General features: G+C 64.0%; 18 protein-coding genes. 9 read left to right on the forward strand and 9 right to left on the reverse strand.

The window, feature by feature from the left end:
* The first annotated feature begins 232 nt into the window (after nt 1-232).
* The 3 genes from AC5O5R_RS21520 (at nt 233) to nhaA (ending at nt 4,106) form a co-directional block, all read left to right on the forward strand.
* Nucleotides 233-907, forward strand: coding sequence for a COG3650 family protein (locus AC5O5R_RS21520; protein WP_172228554.1), 675 nt, complete (start codon nt 233-235; stop codon nt 905-907).
* A gap of 104 nt (nt 908-1,011) precedes the next feature.
* Complete coding sequence (locus AC5O5R_RS21525) at nt 1,012-2,619, forward strand: NAD(P)/FAD-dependent oxidoreductase (RefSeq protein ID WP_172228552.1); 1,608 nt, start codon at nt 1,012-1,014, stop codon at nt 2,617-2,619.
* A gap of 311 nt (nt 2,620-2,930) precedes the next feature.
* Nucleotides 2,931-4,106, forward strand: a complete 1,176-nt coding sequence (gene nhaA, locus AC5O5R_RS21530) for a Na+/H+ antiporter NhaA (RefSeq protein ID WP_172228550.1) — start codon at nt 2,931-2,933, stop codon at nt 4,104-4,106.
* A 70-nt stretch (nt 4,107-4,176) separates the two neighbouring features.
* Here nhaA and AC5O5R_RS21535 read toward each other — a convergent pair whose 3' ends face one another.
* On the reverse strand, nt 4,177-4,641 hold the full coding sequence (locus tag AC5O5R_RS21535) for an outer membrane lipoprotein (RefSeq protein WP_172228548.1): 465 nt from the start codon (nt 4,639-4,641) through the stop codon (nt 4,177-4,179).
* Between the two features lie 147 nt (nt 4,642-4,788).
* On the opposite strand from AC5O5R_RS21535, the gene AC5O5R_RS21540 reads away from it, so the two are divergent.
* Nucleotides 4,789-5,022: a hypothetical protein gene (locus tag AC5O5R_RS21540; RefSeq protein ID WP_172228546.1), complete on the forward strand. Its 234-nt coding sequence runs from the start codon at nt 4,789-4,791 to the stop codon at nt 5,020-5,022.
* Nucleotides 5,023-5,063: 41 nt separating this feature from the next.
* On the opposite strand, the gene pdxH is transcribed toward AC5O5R_RS21540, so the two are convergent.
* The 5 genes from pdxH to dinG form a co-directional block, all read right to left on the reverse strand.
* Entirely contained in the window at nt 5,064-5,711 is a 648-nt protein-coding gene (gene pdxH / locus AC5O5R_RS21545; protein WP_172228544.1) for a pyridoxamine 5'-phosphate oxidase, read from the reverse strand.
* Nucleotides 5,712-5,729: 18 nt separating this feature from the next.
* Nucleotides 5,730-6,707, reverse strand: a complete 978-nt coding sequence (locus AC5O5R_RS21550) for an OmpA family protein (protein ID WP_172228542.1) — start codon at nt 6,705-6,707, stop codon at nt 5,730-5,732.
* A 99-nt stretch (nt 6,708-6,806) separates the two neighbouring features.
* Nucleotides 6,807-7,952, reverse strand: a complete 1,146-nt coding sequence (locus AC5O5R_RS21555; protein WP_172228540.1) for a serine hydrolase domain-containing protein — start codon at nt 7,950-7,952, stop codon at nt 6,807-6,809.
* A 147-nt stretch (nt 7,953-8,099) separates the two neighbouring features.
* Nucleotides 8,100-10,334, reverse strand: a complete 2,235-nt coding sequence (locus AC5O5R_RS21560; RefSeq protein ID WP_494514740.1) for a beta-galactosidase — start codon at nt 10,332-10,334, stop codon at nt 8,100-8,102.
* 79 nt (nt 10,335-10,413) lie between these two features.
* The gene (gene dinG, locus AC5O5R_RS21565; RefSeq protein ID WP_172229223.1) at nt 10,414-12,558 is read right to left on the reverse strand and encodes an ATP-dependent DNA helicase DinG; all 2,145 of its coding nucleotides are present in this window, start codon (nt 12,556-12,558) and stop codon (nt 10,414-10,416) included.
* A gap of 98 nt (nt 12,559-12,656) precedes the next feature.
* On the opposite strand from dinG, the gene AC5O5R_RS21570 reads away from it, so the two are divergent.
* On the forward strand, nt 12,657-13,121 hold the full coding sequence (locus AC5O5R_RS21570; protein WP_172229221.1) for a CopD family protein: 465 nt from the start codon (nt 12,657-12,659) through the stop codon (nt 13,119-13,121).
* 58 nt (nt 13,122-13,179) lie between these two features.
* Here AC5O5R_RS21570 and AC5O5R_RS21575 read toward each other — a convergent pair whose 3' ends face one another.
* The gene (locus AC5O5R_RS21575) at nt 13,180-13,455 is read right to left on the reverse strand and encodes a DUF1145 domain-containing protein (protein ID WP_172229220.1); all 276 of its coding nucleotides are present in this window, start codon (nt 13,453-13,455) and stop codon (nt 13,180-13,182) included.
* A 124-nt stretch (nt 13,456-13,579) separates the two neighbouring features.
* On the reverse strand, nt 13,580-14,272 hold the full coding sequence (locus AC5O5R_RS21580) for a PA1041 family peptidoglycan-binding anchor lipoprotein (RefSeq protein WP_172229218.1): 693 nt from the start codon (nt 14,270-14,272) through the stop codon (nt 13,580-13,582).
* A 159-nt stretch (nt 14,273-14,431) separates the two neighbouring features.
* Here AC5O5R_RS21580 and AC5O5R_RS21585 point away from each other — a divergent pair, with 159 nt between their 5' ends.
* Genes AC5O5R_RS21585 through AC5O5R_RS21600 form a run of 4 tightly spaced genes read left to right on the forward strand, consistent with a single transcriptional unit; the run spans nt 14,432 to nt 16,104 of the window.
* On the forward strand, nt 14,432-14,926 hold the full coding sequence (locus tag AC5O5R_RS21585; protein WP_172229216.1) for a DUF6231 family protein: 495 nt from the start codon (nt 14,432-14,434) through the stop codon (nt 14,924-14,926).
* Nucleotides 14,927-14,928: 2 nt separating this feature from the next.
* The gene (locus tag AC5O5R_RS21590) at nt 14,929-15,405 is read left to right on the forward strand and encodes a YchJ family protein (RefSeq protein ID WP_172229214.1); all 477 of its coding nucleotides are present in this window, start codon (nt 14,929-14,931) and stop codon (nt 15,403-15,405) included.
* Between the two features lie 2 nt (nt 15,406-15,407).
* On the forward strand, nt 15,408-15,893 hold the full coding sequence (locus AC5O5R_RS21595; protein ID WP_172229212.1) for an LEA/WHy family protein: 486 nt from the start codon (nt 15,408-15,410) through the stop codon (nt 15,891-15,893).
* 7 nt (nt 15,894-15,900) lie between these two features.
* The gene (locus AC5O5R_RS21600) at nt 15,901-16,104 is read left to right on the forward strand and encodes an SEC-C metal-binding domain-containing protein (protein WP_172229210.1); all 204 of its coding nucleotides are present in this window, start codon (nt 15,901-15,903) and stop codon (nt 16,102-16,104) included.
* Nucleotides 16,105-16,148: 44 nt separating this feature from the next.
* Here AC5O5R_RS21600 and AC5O5R_RS21605 read toward each other — a convergent pair whose 3' ends face one another.
* Nucleotides 16,149-17,294 (reverse strand): MFS transporter, encoded by a 1,146-nt coding sequence (locus tag AC5O5R_RS21605; protein WP_494515479.1) that lies wholly within the window; start codon nt 17,292-17,294, stop codon nt 16,149-16,151.
* Nucleotides 17,295-17,354: the final 60 nt, after the last annotated feature.

The following is a 17,354-nucleotide window of genomic DNA, read 5'->3' on the forward strand; positions in this document are numbered from 1 at the left end:
AGGGCCTTCGGGCCCTTTTTAATGCCTGCAAGGAATGAATTGCCATTGCCGGCCCTTTCGCGGGTAAACCCGCTCCCACAGAGGTAGCACCATGCTTGAATCTGGCGCCGTACCTGTGGGAGCGGGTTTACCCGCGAAGAGGCCCGCACAAGCAACCATTAACTTGAGATCCACCGCCAGCCTGCGTAACGTGGCCCGCTTTCACGGCAAAGATCCCGGAGCCTGCCCTATCATGCGCCTCACCCCCACCCTGCTGCTCACCGCCATGCTGCCCCTGTTCGCCGGCTGCCAGCTCATGGCTGACGCCCCCAGCGACCCGAACATCGGCACCACGCGCATGCAGGGCGAGCTGCGCGCCGCCGGCGGCCAGCTGCTGTTCAAGCCCTGCAGCGAAAACCGTACCTTCGTGATCAACGACGTCGGCGCCACCGGCATCCTGCAAGAAGCCGCCAATCTCGCCGAAGACGCAAACGACAAGCTGTTCGCCGACGTCCGTGGCCGCCTCGCCGGGACCAAGCAGGCCAATAACGACGGCCAGTTCGAGGTGCGCCGCCTGTACCGTCTGGAACCGTCCACGCGTGCCTGCGAAGACCCCAATTTCAAGCAGCTGACGCTGCGCGCCAACGGTCATGAGCCGGACTGGGACATCAAGGCCAGCGGCAAGGGCATGGTGCTCAACCGCGTCGGCCAGCCCCCCCTGCCCCTGCCCTTCCTGGAAGAAGAAGTACCCGGCGGCGGCCTTACCCTGAGCAGCGAAGCCAACGGCCAGCACGTCGAACTGTGGGTCGCACCGCAGCGCTGCGTGGGCAGCGCCACAGGCGCCATCTACCACCTGCGCGCCGAACTGCGCATCGACGGCAAGACCTTGCAGGGCTGCGGCTACTACGGCGGCGCGCGCGACAACTGATCGCCGGGCGCTTTTTATCCTGCCAGTCGGGGCGGCTAACAGCTTATACTTGGCGGTTTGTGTAAAGCCGCCGGCCGCCCATGGCCGGGATACTGGACCCTGCCATGCTACGAATCACCGAACTGAAGCTGCCCCTGGACCATCCCGACGAAGCCCTGCGTGATGCCATCATCCAGCGCCTGGGCATCCGCGACGAGCAACTGATCAGCTTCAACCTGTTCAAGCGCAGCTACGATGCGCGCAAGAAGAACAGCGAACTGCTGTTCATCTACACCATCGACCTGGAAGCCAGCAACGAAGCCGAGCTGCTGCTCAAGTTCGCCGATGATCGCAATATCGGCGTGGCACCCGACGTCACCTACAAGTACGTCGGCCAGGCCCCGGCCAACCTTGAACAACGTCCGATCGTGGTCGGCTTCGGCCCCTGCGGTATCTTCGCCGGCTTGCTGCTGGCGCAAATGGGCTTCAAGCCGATCATCCTCGAACGCGGCAAGGAAGTGCGCCAGCGCACCAAGGACACCTGGGGCCTGTGGCGCAAAAGCGTGCTCAATCCCGAGTCCAATGTGCAGTTCGGTGAAGGTGGCGCCGGGACCTTCTCCGACGGCAAGCTGTATAGCCAGATCAAGGACCCGCAACACCACGGCCGCAAAGTGCTCGAAGAGTTCGTCAAGGCCGGTGCCCCGGACGAGATCCTGTACATCAACAAGCCGCACATCGGTACCTTCCGCCTCACCGGCATGGTCGAGCAGATGCGCCAGGACATGATCGCCATGGGCGCCGAGGTGCGCTTTCAGGAGAAGGTCAGCGACCTGCTGATCGACGACGGCCAGGTGACCGGCGTGGTCCTGGAGAGCGGCGAGCAGCTGCATTCGCGCCATGTGGTACTGGCCCTCGGCCACAGTGCCCGCGACACCTTCCGCATGTTGCACGCCAAGGGCGTGTTCATGGAGGCCAAGCCGTTCTCGGTGGGCTTCCGTATCGAGCACCCGCAAACGCTGATCGACAAGGCGCGCCTGGGTAAATATGCCGGTCACCCGAAACTGGGTGCCGCCGATTACAAGCTGGTCTACCACGCCAAGAACGGCCGGTCGGTGTATAGCTTCTGCATGTGCCCGGGCGGCACCGTGGTCGCTGCCACCAGCGAGCCGGGCCGGGTGGTCACCAACGGCATGAGCCAGTACTCGCGTAACGAACGCAATGCCAACTCGGGTATCGTTGTCGGCATCGACCCCGAACGCGACTACCCGGGCGGCCCACTGGCCGGCATCGAACTGCAGGAGCGCCTGGAGGCACACGCCTACGTGATGGGTGGCAGCAACTACCAGGCGCCAGCGCAGCTGGTGGGTGACTTCGTCGCCGGCCGCGCTTCGACAGCGCTGGGCAGTGTCGAGCCGTCCTACAAACCGGGTGTGACCCTGGGTGACCTGGCGCCAAGCCTGCCGGACTTCGCCATCGAGGCTATCCGTGAGGCGCTGCCAGCCTTCGACCGGCAGATCAAGGGCTACAACCTGCATGACGCAGTGTTGACCGGGATCGAGACGCGTACTTCCTCGCCGCTGCGGATTACCCGTGGGGAGGATTTCCAGAGCCTGAACCTCAGGGGGCTGTTCCCGGCAGGAGAAGGGGCCGGGTATGCGGGCGGTATCCTGTCGGCAGGTGTCGACGGGATTCGCATTGCAGAGGCGGTGGCGCGGGATATGCTCGCCCTGTAATTTCGAATGCCTGTACGGGCCCCTTCGCGGGTGAACCCGCTCCCACAGGATTTTCCACATGGCTGAATCATGTGGGGTACTTGTGGGAGCGGGTTCACCCGCGAAGGGGCCGTACAAACCTCAGAGAATTCCGCCACACCAGTCTGACTTCCCCTCCACCCTTCCCCTCAATATGCATCTAGGCTTGCACCAGGCTTGGCAGTAACCCCATATAACAAAAACGAATATAGTTTTTATTTCAAAGCATATCGCCACAGACCAGGGTGTACGCCCATTCCATTCGTAAACTGCTCATGGAGAGCCCATAGCCCGTGCGTAGCCTGTTTACCCGTTTCTTCCAGCTAGAAGCCGCCAGCGGCGTGCTGCTGATCGTCGCCGCCATTCTGGCCCTGGTCATGAACAACTCGCCGCTTTCCTACCTGTACAGCGGCCTGCTGGACATCCCCGTCGCCGTCCAGGTTGGCGCGCTGAACATCGCCAAGCCGTTGCTGCTGTGGATCAACGACGGTCTGATGGCCCTGTTCTTCCTGCTTATCGGCCTGGAGGTCAAGCGCGAGGTGGTCGACGGCCAGCTGTCAAAGCCGTCCCAGGTAATTCTGCCTGCTACCGCCGCCGTCGGCGGCATGGTAGTACCCGCATTGCTCTACTGGTTCATCAACCGCGACAACCCGGCTGCCGTGACGGGCTGGGCGATCCCCACTGCTACCGACATTGCCTTTGCCCTGGGCGTTCTGGCCTTGTTGGGCAGGCGCGTTCCGGCGTCACTGAAGCTGTTCCTGATGACCCTGGCGATCATCGACGACCTGGGTGCGATTATTGTCATCGCCCTGTTCTACTCAGGCACCCTGTCAAGCTTGTCGCTGATGCTCGCGGCCGGCTGCCTGCTCACGCTGGTCGCGATGAACCGGCTTGGGGTGTTCAAATTAGGGCCGTACATGGTCGTTGGCCTGATCCTGTGGGTGTGCGTGCTCAAGAGTGGCGTGCATGCCACACTGGCCGGAGTCACCCTGGCCTTTTGCATCCCGCTGCGTACCCGCAATGCAGAAGCTTCGCCCCTGCTGGCCCTCGAGCATGCGCTGCACCCTTGGGTGGCCTACGCGATTCTGCCGCTGTTCGCGTTTGCCAATGCCGGGGTTTCACTGGCTGGCATGACCATCGACAGCTTCACCCACCCAGTGCCGATGGGTATCGCGATTGGCCTGCTGCTGGGCAAGACCGTAGGTGTTTTCGGCCTGACCTGGCTAGCGGTCAAACTCGGCATCGCCGCTTTGCCGGCAGGTGCCCGCTGGGGGCAAATGTTTGGCGTCGCAATCCTGTGCGGGATTGGTTTTACCATGAGCCTGTTCGTGGGCTCACTCGCCTTCGAGCCCGGCAGTAGCGAGTTCGCAGGCATGGACCGCATGGGCATTCTCACCGGTTCGTTCCTCGCCGCAGTGCTTGGCTATACCATCACTGCCATGGCCAGCCGCAAACCCGCCATCCACTGATACACCCGCAGCATGAAAAAACCCCGACTGGCGAGCAGCCATGTCGGGGTTTTCTGTAGTTGCGGTACGGTCAGTGCGAGACGCGACTGGTACCGTCGACGGTCATGATGCGCACGCGGTCGCCAACGCGGAAAATCTCGTTCTCTTGCACAGCCTGCACGTAGGCACGCATGCTGCCGTCGTCTTCACGCACGGTGATCTCGACACCCTGGGTGCGAGTCAGCCCTTCTTCGGCGGCGGAACCTGCCAGGCCACCGGCCACGGCGCCGATCACAGCGGCAACGATGCTGCCACGGCCACCGCCCACGGCGCTGCCGGCAACACCACCGACGATGGCACCCGCACCACCGCCGATCGGGGTCTTGGTGCCCTCGATCTTGACCGGGCGCAGGGATTCGATGGTGCCCATACGCACGGTTTGCACGCGGCGGGCCTCGTCACGGGAGTAGCTATCGCCGGTCAGGCTCGAGGCACAGCCCCCCAGCAGCAGCGACATGGTGGTGAAGGTTGCCACCAGCAAAGCGGATGTACGCATGGGTAAAATCTCCATAAGTCAGGTGCTTATTAGACGCTGCACGTTGACCGCTGTCACGGTACAAACGTAATAAAATTGTTTTCATTCAGCCGGGGTACAGCCGCTGCGGCTGTGCCAAGCGCCATTCAAGTGAGACCAAGGATAGCCATGGATTACTTCATCATCGTGGTCACAACCGCTGCAGGGCTGTATTTCCACGGCTGGTTGTACCTGCGCATTCGCCGCTGGATGGACCGCGACCTGGCATTGTCGCTGGCGGGGGCAGACCCGGGCAAACGCGCCTATATGCTGCAACGATTGCAGCAGGCGCGGACGCAGAAGGTGGGGCGCAAGCAGTTGGCGGGATGGTTGCAGCGGGAGGCGAAGGGTTATTCGCGCTAGCCTGGTGGGTTTGCGGGGGCTGCAAGGCAGCCCCCAGGATATCAGGGTGCCAGCCGCTCCCGCAGCCATTGCCCGTCGACCAGCCGATAGTTCAACCGGTCATGCAGGCGGCTTGAACGCCCCTGCCAGAACTCGATGCGCTCCGGCAGCAAACGGTAGCCACCCCAGTGTTCAGGGCAATGCGGCTGGGTGTCAGAGAAGCGCGCCTCGGTGGCCTTGACCAGGCCCTCAAGCTCCTCACGACCGGCAATCACCCGGCTTTGCGGCGAAGCCCAGGCCCCCAGGCGGCTGCCGAGCGGGCGCACCTGGTAGTAGTCGTCCGACTCCTTGGCCGTGACCTTTTCCACCCGCCCTTCAATACGTACCTGGCGCTCCAGCGCCGGCCAGAAGAAGGTCATGGCAGCGAAAGGATTGGCCTGTAGCTGCTGGCCCTTGGCACTGTCGTAGTTGGTAAAGAAGGTGAAACCCCGCTCATCGAGCCCCTTCAGCAGCAACACGCGGCAGTGCGGGCGACCGTCGCCATCGACCGTGGCAATGGTCATGGCGTTGGCTTCCACCGGCGCCTGCTCGGTTTTCACCGCATCGGCAAACCACTGGTGGAACAAGGCGAATGGCTCGCCCGGCGCCTGGGCTTCAGCCAGGCCATCACGGGTGTAGTCTCGGCGCATATCGGCCAGGGATTGGGTCATTGCTGCGTTCCTTGACGATCAATTGGTCTTCGCAGGGCTGTTGGAAGCTACTTTCTTGTCCGCGGTAGCTTTCTTGGCGAGCGGTTTGGCCGGCGCGGCTTTCTTCTTGGCGGTGGCTTTTACCGGGGCCTTGGCCTTGGCTGCCGGTTTTTTCGCCGCAGGTTTGGCTGCAGGCTTGCTGTCAGCGACCTTGGCTGCAGGTGCCTTGGCATCCTGCACCGCCACCATCGAGGCCGGGGTCGGTGCCGGGGTAGCCTGCTGATATTTGGCCAGCAATGCGACCATGGTGTTCTGCGGCGTCAGCAGCATTTCCACGCGGCGGTTCAGGGCACGGCCCTCGGCGCTGTCGTTGGCGGCGCGCGGCATGACCGAACCCATGCCCTTGAGCGTCAGGCGGTCACGTTGCAGGCCACTGAGGCGGAAGATGGCCGACACCGAAGCGGCGCGCTCCAGGCTGAGCTTCTGGTTGGCAGCGGCAGCACCACTGGTGTCGGCATGGCCCAGCACCAGCACGGCGGTCTTGGGGTCGCCTTCAACCGTTTTGGCCACGCGGGTGATGGGGCCGAGGGTCATGGGCAGCAGCATGTTCGGGCGGTCAGGGTTGTACGCGCTGTCCACCGGGATGGTGACGGCCAGCACGTTGTCGCGGCGCTCCAGCTCCAGCTTGCTGTCCTTGATCGCTTCACGCAGCTTGGGCTCGTACTCGTCCAGCCAGGCCTGGGTGGCCTTCTGGTCGATCTTCGGCACGACTGGCCCCTTGGCCTGCTTGTCGTCACCCCCAAACGGCCACCACCAGCGGCTGGCACTCTCGGACTTGGCGTCGGCCTTGGCGACGTTTTCGCTGACGGCTTGCTTCACTTCCTGCTCGGCAACCTTGTCCGAACCAAAGGGCCACCAGCTCGAGCCACTGGTCTTGGAGCCGTCCGGGGAGTGGCTGGCACAGCCGGTGACGGCGGTCAGGCACAGGGCGAGTGCTAAGGTTTTATGTGAAGACATCAGCGATACACCATGAAATAGAAAGAAAATTTGCCCACACACTTCAGGCGTTGGCAATGAGGATAGTCAAAGGGGTGGGGCAATACCCGCGTTACCCGATCAAAGGCAACTGGCAAGGACACGTACCAGTTTCTGGGCTCGTGGGTCCATGAGCACATAAGGGCCGAGGGTATTGACCACGAAACCGAAGGCCACATCGTGCTCCGGGTCGGCGAACCCGACCGACCCACCGGCGCCGGGGTGGCCGAAGGCGCGGGCGCCGAGGCCGAAGGTGGCATTGGCCACATCCGGCTGGTCGAGCATGCAGCCCAGGCCGAAACGGGTCTGGGTGAGCAAGGTGCGGTCCTGGCCGAGGCTGTGCTCGCGGGTCAATTCGTCGAGCAGTTCGGATTCGAGCAGGCTGCCGTCCAGCAGACCGGCATAAAAGCCCGCCAGGCTACGTGCATTGCCATGGCCGTTGGCCGCCGGCTGCTGCATGCGTCGCCATTCCGGCTTGTTGGTACTGGTGAGGATCGCCGGCGGGTTGGTGAACGCACGGGTCGAAAGTGCCTCGGGTTCACGCATGGTCACCTGCAACAGGCGCTGTGCTGCAGCATCGCCAGGGTTGCCTTTGCCGCGGGCGATATGCGCCACGCGGTGGAACTCCTCATCCGCCAGGCCTACATGGAAGTCCAGCCCCAACGGGCGCGCGGTGCGGGCCACGATCGAGTCGCCGGGGCCGCGGCCGTCGGCACGGCGAATCAGCTCGCCGATCAACCAGCCATAGGTGATGGCGGCATAGCCATGTTCGCTACCGGGCGTCCACCATGGAGTTTCCGCAGCCAGGGCATCGACCATGGTCTGCCAGTCATACAGCGCTTCGGCCGGCAACAGTTCACGGATGGCCGGCAAGCCGGCACGGTGACTGAGCAGGTGGCGCAGGGTAATCGACTGTTTACCACCCTGGGCGAACTCGGGCCAGTAATTGGCAACCGGGGCATCGAGACCCAGCTTGCCCTCGCCCACCAACTGCAAGGCGGTAACGGCGGTGAAGGTCTTGGTACAGGAGAACAGGTTGGCGATGGTATCGCTGTGCCAGGCCTGCTGGCCATCCTTGTCGGCACTGCCAGCCCACAGGTCGACGACCGTCTCGCCCCCCACCTGAATGCACAGCGCGGCGCCACGCTCCTGGGGATCATCGAACAGCGCGGCGAACGCTTCGCGCACGGCTTCGAACTTCAGCTCATAGTGACCCTGGATCTGCACCCGCTGTTCTCCGTACGACCATATCCAAAAGGGTGTGCATTGTTTCAGTAGTTTGGCGTTTTGCAAACTGGCTTGGGCTGGGTGGTCGCGATGAACGGTATTCATCGCAACACCAGGCCGCTCATGCACAGACCGCAGCAGCCCGTGCTACGGGGCTGGCTTTTCCAGTTGGGCGCGGAGCTCGGCCAAAGCCTGCAGGTTGCTCTTGCGCACGGCATCGACGAACCCCGGGTACGGCACATCGGTGATCGCCACCAGCCCGAGGTGCCCGTTCTCACCATCGAGCAAGCGGCCACTGGCCGGCTGGTCGAGGTACTGGAACCAGTGCGCGCCGACGATCATCGGCTGCGCCATGGCCGCTTTGAGGAAATTGCCATAGGCCGGGCCACGGTCTTCTTCCCGCGCCACTTCCAGCGGCCCCGGCCAGAACGGCCCGCGATCACGCGAACCAAACTGGAACTCCGATACCAGCACCGGTTTGTCCAGCTCGGCCAGGCGGGCGAAGTCGTAGCCGTCCTGCGGCTTGAGGGTATAGAAGTTGAAGCTGAGCACATCACAGAACTCGGCGCAGGCGTTGACCGCCTCCGGCGTGCTGACGGCGTAGCGGCCACCGAGCAGCAGGTGATTGGGGGCGTGCCAGCGCAGCGAATCGGCAATGGTGCGGAAGTAGGTTTCGGCGAACACTTGCTGGAAGTGCTGATAGTCACGTTCGATTTCCGGGTGCTCTGCGCTGGGCAGCGGCGCCTCGAAGCCTGGGTCTTCCATCAGCTCCCAGGCAGCCAGCTCGATGCCCCAGGCCTTGGACAGGCCTTCCTGGTTGCGGTATTTGTCGCGCAACTGCTTGAGGAACGCGCGCTTGGCCGGCACATCGGTAGTCAAGCGCAAGGTGCCGTAGGCCAGACCATATCGGGCCTTGGGGTCACTGCCGGGGGCGGCCCAGGCCAACTCGTTGTCGGCGAAGTAGCCCACCAGCCAGGGGTCGTCCCGGTGATCGCGGGCAGCAATGGCCACGGCGCGTTCGGTGGCCATGGCAAAGCGCGGGTCGAACGGGTCGGGCATGCGGCCCCACCAGTCCATGCCGGTACTGATGCTGGCGTAATCACCCACGATCGCCAACGGCAGGGTGTACGGCATGCGCCTGGCCTGGGCAAGGCCGGGTTCACTCCAGTTGCCGACCGTATTGAAACCCCAGGCCTGCAGGCGGTCGAGTGCGTGCCCCTGCCAGCGGGCAGCATCCAGCACCAGCGGCGGGCAGTTGGCCGGCTGCCCTTCTGCTGCGGGCGGGCAGGGTTTGCCATAGGTGCGCTGGACATTGGCGGCATAGAAATCGAACCAGCGCCCCTTTTTGAAATTGCGCCCTTGCGAAGAGGCATTGCCATCGTCGTTGTTGCCTTCGCCATAGAACGCGGCCAGTTCGTCGCCCTCGGCAGGCAACCCTTTGAACATGCCCTCACGCCCGGCGATATAGGTGCGACCGCCATCGGCAGCTACTGCGTTGACCCCCAGGGAATAGAACGGGTGGCCGTCCGGCGTTACCAGGTACCAGCGGCCATCACGCTTTTCGGTGCGGAAGAAGCCCTTGGACTCGAATGCCGGCCCGGCCAGCAGCCCGCCGTAAGCGTCCAGCTGCTGCTTGCCACGCTCTGCCAGCCAGCCTTTGAGTTGTTGCTGCTCACGCGCACCGGTCGCCTTCAGCTGTTCGTCATTTGCGATCTTTTCCGGCCATTGGGCGCGGGTGGACTGGCCGTAGGCATCGATCAGCTCATGGTAAGCCGCCTGGTAGGCCTGGTCGTCATCCTGAATGCCAACCCGTTCGATCAGCAGGTTTTGCGCTGCCTTGGGGTTGGGGATACTGAGGCTGACCGAAGCCACCTGCTTGAGGTCGAGCGCACCGACGCTGCTGGTCAGCAGCAGGCGCTGGCCGCCATGGTTCCATGGCATCGGCGGGCCGGCACGCATGCCCTGGCTCAACGGCGAGCTGGCTGTCAGCGGCACCATCACGGTCTGGGCAGGGCCCGCCGGCAAGTCGATGCGGCTGGTCAATGTACGACCATCGCTGCCTTGCACCGTGACATCCACGGTCAGCGCCCAGTCCATGGCACTTTGCAGGCGCAAGGTGAGAAACTGCCCGGCGGACCAGTCCCACACGCCGGCTTGGGGGCTCAGGCGCAGGGTCGGCCGCTCGGCCGGGTTGAACACCACACGGCGCAATACCTCGCCTTCGGCCGTCTGTTCCGCGTTGTACTGCGGCATGCCGGCATCCTCGGTGACCACGTTGACCACCGAGGCCGGGCGCACGAAGCTGAACAGCGTCTGCTGCCCGGCCAGCAACGGCGAGCTGAACAACAGGGCAAAAACGGCGGGCAGGGTGCGACGGACCATAAGGCTGTGGCTCTCCTTCAGGGCCGTCATGGCCCAGGGCTGAGTAGTGGACAACGCGCCGGAGCAAGTGCTCCGACGGTCAGGAAATCTCCCGCCGGAACGGCGGCAGCGCATTGAGAATAGCCTTGCCGTAGCGTTGGGTGACCAGGCGCCGGTCAAGCAAGGTGATGACGCCGCGATCCTGCTCGGTACGCAGCAGGCGGCCGCAAGCCTGGATCAGGCGCAGCGAGGCGTCGGGCACGGCGATTTCCATGAACGGGTTGCCACCACGGGCCTCGATCCACTCCGCCAGCGCGGCTTCCACCGGGTCATCGGGCACGGCAAACGGAATCTTGGCGATCACCACATGCTCGCAGTACGCACCAGGAAGGTCGACACCCTCGGCAAAGCTGGCCAGGCCGAACAGTACGCTGTGCTGGCCATCGTCTACCCGCGCCTTGTGCTTGTTCAGGGTTTCCTGCTTGGACAGGTTGCCCTGGATAAGCACCAGCTTGCGCCAGTCACGGTCCAGGCCGTCGAACACTTCCTGCATCTGCTTGCGCGAAGAGAACAGCACAAGCGCGCCGCGGGCACCTTCGACGATATTTGGCAGCTCGCGGATGATCGCCGCAGTATGTGCCGCCGCGTCGCGGGGGTCGGCCTGCAGGTCGGGGACCCGCAGCACACCGGCATCGCCATGCACGAACGGGCTGGGCACCACGCAGGTGACCGCATCGCGGGGCAGGCCCGAACGCATGCGGAACCTGTCGAACTTGCCCAGCGCGGTCAATGTCGCCGACGTCACCAGCGCACCGTGGGCAACGCTCCACAAGCTGCGGCGGAGCATTTCGGCGGCGAGGATAGGGCTGGCGTTGACCTCGATGTCGAACAGCGCACCGCTTTCGGCCAGGGTCAGCCAGCGGGCCATGGGCGGGCTGTCCTCCGGGTCTTCGGCGGTAAAGGCCGTCCACAGCTCCCAGTTGCCTTGGGCACGGGTGACCAGGCTACCGAACAGCGGGTACCATTCCTCGGCCTGATGGCTGGCGATACCAATGCTTACCTCGCCATCCATGCCTTCCTTGAGCAGGTCGGCCAGGCGGGTGAACAGGTCGTTGAGGCGGGCAAAGCCCTTTTTCAACTCGATGCCCACTTCGCGGATCTGCTCCGGCACCACGCCACCCTCGAAGCGGTAGCGCGGGCGCTCGCGGCCCTCGGTGTCCTCGGTGGGGCGGAAGTCGGCAACCTGCTCGCACAGGGTGAACATGAACTGCTGCTGGGTGCGCACTTCACGCGCCAGTTCGGGCACCTGCTCGATGTACTTGCCCAGGTCGCCTGGCAGCGGGTGCTGGGCCAGCAGCTTGGTGAGGTTCTTGGCGGTCTGCTCCAGCCAGTCGGCAGTGGAACGCAAGCGCGAATAATGAGCGAAATGGCCGATCGCCTTGTCTGGCAGGTGATGGCCTTCGTCGAACACGTACATGGTGTCGCGCGGGTCGGGCAGTACCGCCCCGCCGCCCAGCGCCAGGTCGGCCAGGACCATGTCGTGGTTGGTGACAATAACGTCGACCTTGCCCATGCCCTCGCGGGCCTTGTAGAACACGCACTGCTGGAAGTTCGGGCAGTGGCGGCCGGTGCACTGGCTGTGGTCGGTGGTCAGGCGTGCCCAGTCCTGGTCTTCCAGGGCCTCGGGCCAGCTGTCACGGTCACCGTCCCAGCGGTTGCCGGCGAGCTTCTCGATCATGCTGTTGAACAGCTTCTGGCTGCGCTCGTCGACTTCGATGTGGAAGCCTTCTTCCTCGAACAGCTGCGCGGTGGCCGACTGGGCGTGGCCCTCCTGCAGCAGGATGTCGAGTTTGGACAGGCACAGGTAACGGCCACGGCCCTTGGCCAGGGCGAAGCTGAAATTGAGCCCGCTGTTGCGCATCAGGTCGGGCAGGTCCTTGAAGACGATCTGCTCCTGCAGGGCGACGGTGGCAGTGGCGATGACCAGGCGCTTGCCGGCAGCCTTGGCGGCCGGAATGGCGGCCAGGCTGTAGGCCACCGTCTTGCCGGTACCGGTGCCCGCCTCCACTGCCACCACGGCGGGCTCGCCGGCACGGCGGCCTTCATCGTCGCAGGCAATGTCGCCGAGCACTTTGGCCACTTCGGCGATCATCAGGCGCTGGCCATAGCGCGGCTTGAGGCTCTTGGCTTCGAGAAAACGCGAGTAGGCGCCCTGGATGGTGGCTTTGAGTTCGGTGCTGATCATGGTCTGCAGGCGCCCGGAGGGCTGGATATATTTTCAGTGTTTCGCATGGGGCGGCTATCATACCCCGCTATTGCCCTTTGTGCCGCATGGAGATCCTGATGCTTGCCTTTGCCCTGCCCTACACACTGCATGTTCTGGCCGCCCTGGTGTGGGTCGGCGGCATGTTCTTCGCCTGGCTGGTGCTGCGCCCGGCAACGGTTGCAGCCCTTGAGGGCCCTGCGCGGCTGCGTCTGTGGGTGGAAGTTTTCCGACGCTTCTTCGGCTGGGTCTGGCTGGCGGTGGCGATCTTGGCGATAAGTGGTATCGGCATGTTGCACATGCGTTTCAGCGGTTTCGAGACTGCGCCGAAGTATGTACAGGTGATGATTGGCGGGGGAATTGCCATGTTTGCCCTGTTCTTGCGCGTGCAGGCGTTGCTGCTGCCGGAACTGAAGGCGGCTGTCCAGGCCGAGGACTGGGCGGCGGGTGCAGCGGTGCTGGGACGGATTCGGCGGATGGTGGGGGTTAACCTGCTGCTGGGGATTGCCGTGGTGGCGGTGGCCAGCTCGCGGGGGATGGTGTGACAGTTGGGCCAGCCGCAGCACATTCAGCGCCTGTGAGATCGAGCGCCGCCGCTTCCCCTCAACCATCCCGCCGCACCTTCCGCACCCGGGGAATGGACATCACATGAAAAATCCCCGTCAACACTATCTGCAGCCGGTCGAACCAGCGGTGGCTGCGCCCTCGCAGGCTGCCATTGAAAAACAGCACTTCCAGCAGGTGCAGCCCCAGCAACACGATGCCCGTGGCATTGATCAGCAGATTGAAGGGCAACGGTTGCGGCACCAGCTGGTTGAACAGCAGCACTCCCCAGAAAGCGACCGTCAGGACCTTGCCCAGTCCCAGGATGAACTTCATGGCGTTCTCCCTACCGTTTTGAAAGCCAGGCTGGGGGGCTGCCCCCATTACCCTTCCATCGCCCGGGATACCGAGCGCCGCCTGGGCGGCGCTCGGTATCACACAGACTGCAGAGCGCAAACCTTCAGCGCTGGATCTTGATCTCGGTACGACGGTTCATGGAGCGCCCTTCGGCCGTGGCATTGTCCGCCACTGGCTGGGTTTCACCGGCACCTACCACCGAAACGAAGCTGCTGCGCGGTACACCGCTCTCGACCAGGTAGTCGGTCACCGAGTGGGCACGGCGCTCGGACAGTTTCTGGTTGTAGCTGTCGGAGCCGACGCTGTCGGTATGGCCGCTGACACTCAGGCGGGCAGAAGGCGCTTCCTGTTTCAGGCGCGTGGCAATGGTATTGAGGCGCTCCTTGTCACGGGCGGTCAGGCGCGCAGAGTCGAACTCGAAGTGCACATCGCGGATGACGATGACTTCTTCTTTCTGCACCACCACTTCCTCAACCACCGGGGCCGGCTCTGGTGGGCAGCCATTGGCATCGACCTGCACGCCGCGCGGGGTGCCGGGGCACTTGTCGCGGCTGTCCGGAACGCCATCGCCATCCTCGTCGCCATCACCGTGAGCCCAGCAGTAGCCCGCCGCCAGGCCACCGCCCAGCAACGCGCCCCAGCCAGCCCAGCTGGAACTCTCGATGGCACCCAGGGCGGCGCCGCCTACACCCCCGACGGCGGCACATTTAGGCCAGTCGGTTTTTTGCAAACCTGCACAACCAGTCAACACACTGGTCAGCAGTACCAGGGGTAACGCTGTGCGTACTATGCTCATTTCATTGCTTCTCCTAGGGGGAATCGGCATAAGGCCGATCTCTGGGAGTAAAGACCGCGCACTCCAACCCTGCCACCAATAAGCCACGACACGGTCACATGCCGCTTTGCCCGCGCGCGCCGGACCGCTAGTCTTGGACAACTTGAACGAGGATTGGCAATGACCGACGGTTTTTCCCAACGCACCCCGCAGCAGGCCCTGGCAGCCCTGCTAGAGCGTTTCACCCCGCAACGCCTGCTGCTGGTCGGCACGCGCTTTCCAGCCCTGGACGCCTTTGCCCAGGCGCACCCACAGGTGACCATCGCCAGCGCTGCACCGGGCCCGCTGCCAGCCGAACTGGCAGCCCAGCGTTTCGACCTGGCGGTGCTGGTCGACTGCCTGGAGCACCTGCCCAAGCGCGCCGGCCTGGAACTGCTCGGCGGCATCCGCAACCTCAATGCCAGCCGTGTCGCGGTGCTGGCCGACCTGGGTGCCTGCGGCTGGCAGGACACCGACTTCTTCGCCCTGGCGCTGTCGGCCAGCGAGAAATTTCGCCGTGACCAGCAGGTGCTGAGCCTGTTCACCTATGATCTACATGATTACAAACAGGTCCCCGACTGGCTGAACGCCAGGTTCTGGGCCAACCCTGAAAACTTCGGCAAGTACTGGTGGTGATGATGAGTGTCTCGGTCTGCCCTTGTGGCAGTGGCAACCTGCTCGATGCCTGCTGCGGGCACTACCATGCCGGCACCCCGGCACCGGATGCCCAGGCATTGATGCGCTCACGCTACAGTGCTTATGTGCTGGGCCTGATGGACTACCTGGTGGCCACCACCCTGCCGGCCCAGCAAGCCGGTCTTGACCGTGCCGCCATGGCTGCCTGGAGCGCCCAGAGCACCTGGCTGGGCCTGGAGGTGGAAAAGGCAGAAGTGCTGGGCGGCCAGCCGGAGCATGGCTTTGTCACCTTCAGCGCACGCTGGCACGATCAGGACGGCGACCATCAGCACCGCGAACGCTCGGCGTTCGTCCAGCATGATGGGCGCTGGTACTTCATTGACCCAACAGTCGGCCTGAAGGCGGGGCGCAACGACCCTTGCCCCTGCGCCAGCGGGCAGAAGTTCAAGAAATGCTGCGCCAGTTACGTGGGTAGCTGAGCATGATCGCCCGCGCCCGGTCGCTGCTGCTGGCTACGCTGATCGCCTGGCTGGCGCTGCTGGCGGGGTGTGTCAGCTGGGGGGGCGACGACTGGCGCGAGCCCGAGGTGCACCTGGTCGAGGTGGAAACGGTCAAGGCGAGGTTGCTGGAGCAGGAGTTCGTGTTGCACCTGAGGGTCGACAACCCCAACGACAGCCGCCTGTTCATCCGCAACCTGGCCTACGCGATACGCCTCAACGACCTGCTGCTGGTGGAGGATGAAGCCAGCATCTGGCGCAGCGTGGGCGGGCACGCCCGGCGCACCTTCAAGATCACCGCTCGGACCAACCTGTGGCGGCAGCTCAAACCCCTGGCCAAGCTGCTCAAAAGCGGGCAACCGCTGCATTACACCCTGCAGGGCGAGCTGGCGACCGGGTTGATCGTGCATCGGGACCTGCACTTGTCGCGCAGTGGTGAGATAATCCCCGGCGATCTCAACCCGGAGTAACCCTGCAATGTCCCAGCAACCTCACGTCCATGGCCCTGACTGCAACCACGATCACGACCATGATCACCACCAGGATCATGGCCATGTACACGGCCCGCACTGCAACCACGGCCACCAGGAGCCGGTACGCAACGCCCTGAAGGACGTTGGCCGGAACGACCCGTGCCCGTGCGGCAGCGAGAAGAAATTCAAGAAGTGCCACGGCGCCTGAGCCGATCGCCACGCGCCTAGCGTGAACAGGCGAGGCCTGGCCCGCTAGTTGGCCGCGGCAGGCCCTGATACCTTGCGCTGCAGCAACCCGGCGGTTGCCACCAGCAGCACGATGCACAGGGCCATGCAAATGGCGTTGGTGCCGTCCCAGCCGACCGTACCCAGCAGCAGCGACGGGCTGAACGCGCCAACCGTCGCGAGTACCGCAATCGCCAGGTCGTTCTTGCCCTGCATCTGCATGGCTGCCGGGCTGTTCTGCAGCGCTTGCGCCAGCAAGGCCCCGCCGCCCACATAGGTCAGGTTCCAGCCCAGGCCAAGGGCTATCAACGACAACGTCATCATCGCGTAGCTGTGCGACCACATGTTCATGGCCGTACAGGCGATCAACAGCCCCAGGCCAGCGCAGATGGTAGTCCTGATGCCAAGGCGCTGGATGATGGCGCCGGTGAAGAACGACGGGGCAAACATGGCAATCACGTGCCACTGGATGGCCAGGCGCACATCGGAAAAGTCTTCATGCATGTGTTTCATGTGCATCGAGGCCTGGATCATCAACAAATTCATGATTCCATACCCCAGCGCGGCAACCGCCATGGCCACGGCTACGACCGGGCTAAGCCTCTGCGCGGCCGCGTCCGTCGTGTTTACCGTGCGCTGCTGGCTCGCCGTCGCAGTATCGCCAGGCAGGCAGGCCGCAATCAGCAAGGCCATTACCGCCAAGCCGACAAAGGCGGCGTAACACAGCGAAAACAGCGGATACCCGCCTACCTCGCGCAGCCACTCGGTCAGCGCCGGCCCGACCACGGCAGCGATCACCCCGCCGGCCACCACCAGCGAAAGCGCCCTGGGTTTCAGGCTCTGGGGCAGGTTATCGGTCGCCGCGAAACGGTTGAAGTTGGCAAACGCGATATAGACACCCAGCGCTGAATGGCTGAGGACCAAGGTCGGAAAGTGCTGGTATTGCACTGCCAGGTACCCGCTGACGCCCGACAGCGCCAGCGGTATCGAACCCAGCATGAATGCCTTTTTTCGGCCAATGCGGCCCATCAGCCGGGACACCGGGTACGTCGCCAGCATCAGGCACAGGAACTGGAAGCCGTAAGGCACCGTGGACCAGGTGGCAGCGGGCGCCAGCGCTGCCCCGACGATCGCGGCCATGGTGACGGACATGACGGCCGTGGTCAGGTTGATCGACTGCGCGGTGAACTACAGGTAGGTGCGCCGCGGTAGGGTGCTGGTCATGGCGTGTGC

This window comes from Pseudomonas sp. 8_5_2, assembly GCF_059295255.1.

Bases quoted from the DNA above. Each gene is read 5' to 3' on its own strand.
- AC5O5R_RS21580 (WP_172229218.1), bottom strand. From the start codon at position 14,272: ATGAGCATAGTACGCACAGCGTTACCCCTGGTACTGCTGACCAGTGTG.
- AC5O5R_RS21575 (WP_172229220.1), bottom strand. From the start codon at position 13,455: ATGAAGTTCATCCTGGGACTGGGCAAGGTCCTGACGGTCGCTTTCTGG.
- AC5O5R_RS21570 (WP_172229221.1), top strand. From the start codon at position 12,657: ATGCTTGCCTTTGCCCTGCCCTACACACTGCATGTTCTGGCCGCCCTG.
- dinG (WP_172229223.1), bottom strand. From the start codon at position 12,558: ATGATCAGCACCGAACTCAAAGCCACCATCCAGGGCGCCTACTCGCGT.
- AC5O5R_RS21520 (WP_172228554.1), top strand. From the start codon at position 233: ATGCGCCTCACCCCCACCCTGCTGCTCACCGCCATGCTGCCCCTGTTC.
- AC5O5R_RS21595 (WP_172229212.1), top strand. From the start codon at position 15,408: ATGATCGCCCGCGCCCGGTCGCTGCTGCTGGCTACGCTGATCGCCTGG.
- AC5O5R_RS21550 (WP_172228542.1), bottom strand. From the start codon at position 6,707: ATGTCTTCACATAAAACCTTAGCACTCGCCCTGTGCCTGACCGCCGTC.
- AC5O5R_RS21590 (WP_172229214.1), top strand. From the start codon at position 14,929: ATGAGTGTCTCGGTCTGCCCTTGTGGCAGTGGCAACCTGCTCGATGCC.
- AC5O5R_RS21535 (WP_172228548.1), bottom strand. From the start codon at position 4,641: ATGCGTACATCCGCTTTGCTGGTGGCAACCTTCACCACCATGTCGCTG.
- AC5O5R_RS21525 (WP_172228552.1), top strand. From the start codon at position 1,012: ATGCTACGAATCACCGAACTGAAGCTGCCCCTGGACCATCCCGACGAA.
- AC5O5R_RS21560 (WP_494514740.1), bottom strand. From the start codon at position 10,334: ATGGTCCGTCGCACCCTGCCCGCCGTTTTTGCCCTGTTGTTCAGCTCG.
- AC5O5R_RS21585 (WP_172229216.1), top strand. From the start codon at position 14,432: ATGACCGACGGTTTTTCCCAACGCACCCCGCAGCAGGCCCTGGCAGCC.
- pdxH (WP_172228544.1), bottom strand. From the start codon at position 5,711: ATGACCCAATCCCTGGCCGATATGCGCCGAGACTACACCCGTGATGGC.
- AC5O5R_RS21600 (WP_172229210.1), top strand. From the start codon at position 15,901: ATGTCCCAGCAACCTCACGTCCATGGCCCTGACTGCAACCACGATCAC.
- AC5O5R_RS21540 (WP_172228546.1), top strand. From the start codon at position 4,789: ATGGATTACTTCATCATCGTGGTCACAACCGCTGCAGGGCTGTATTTC.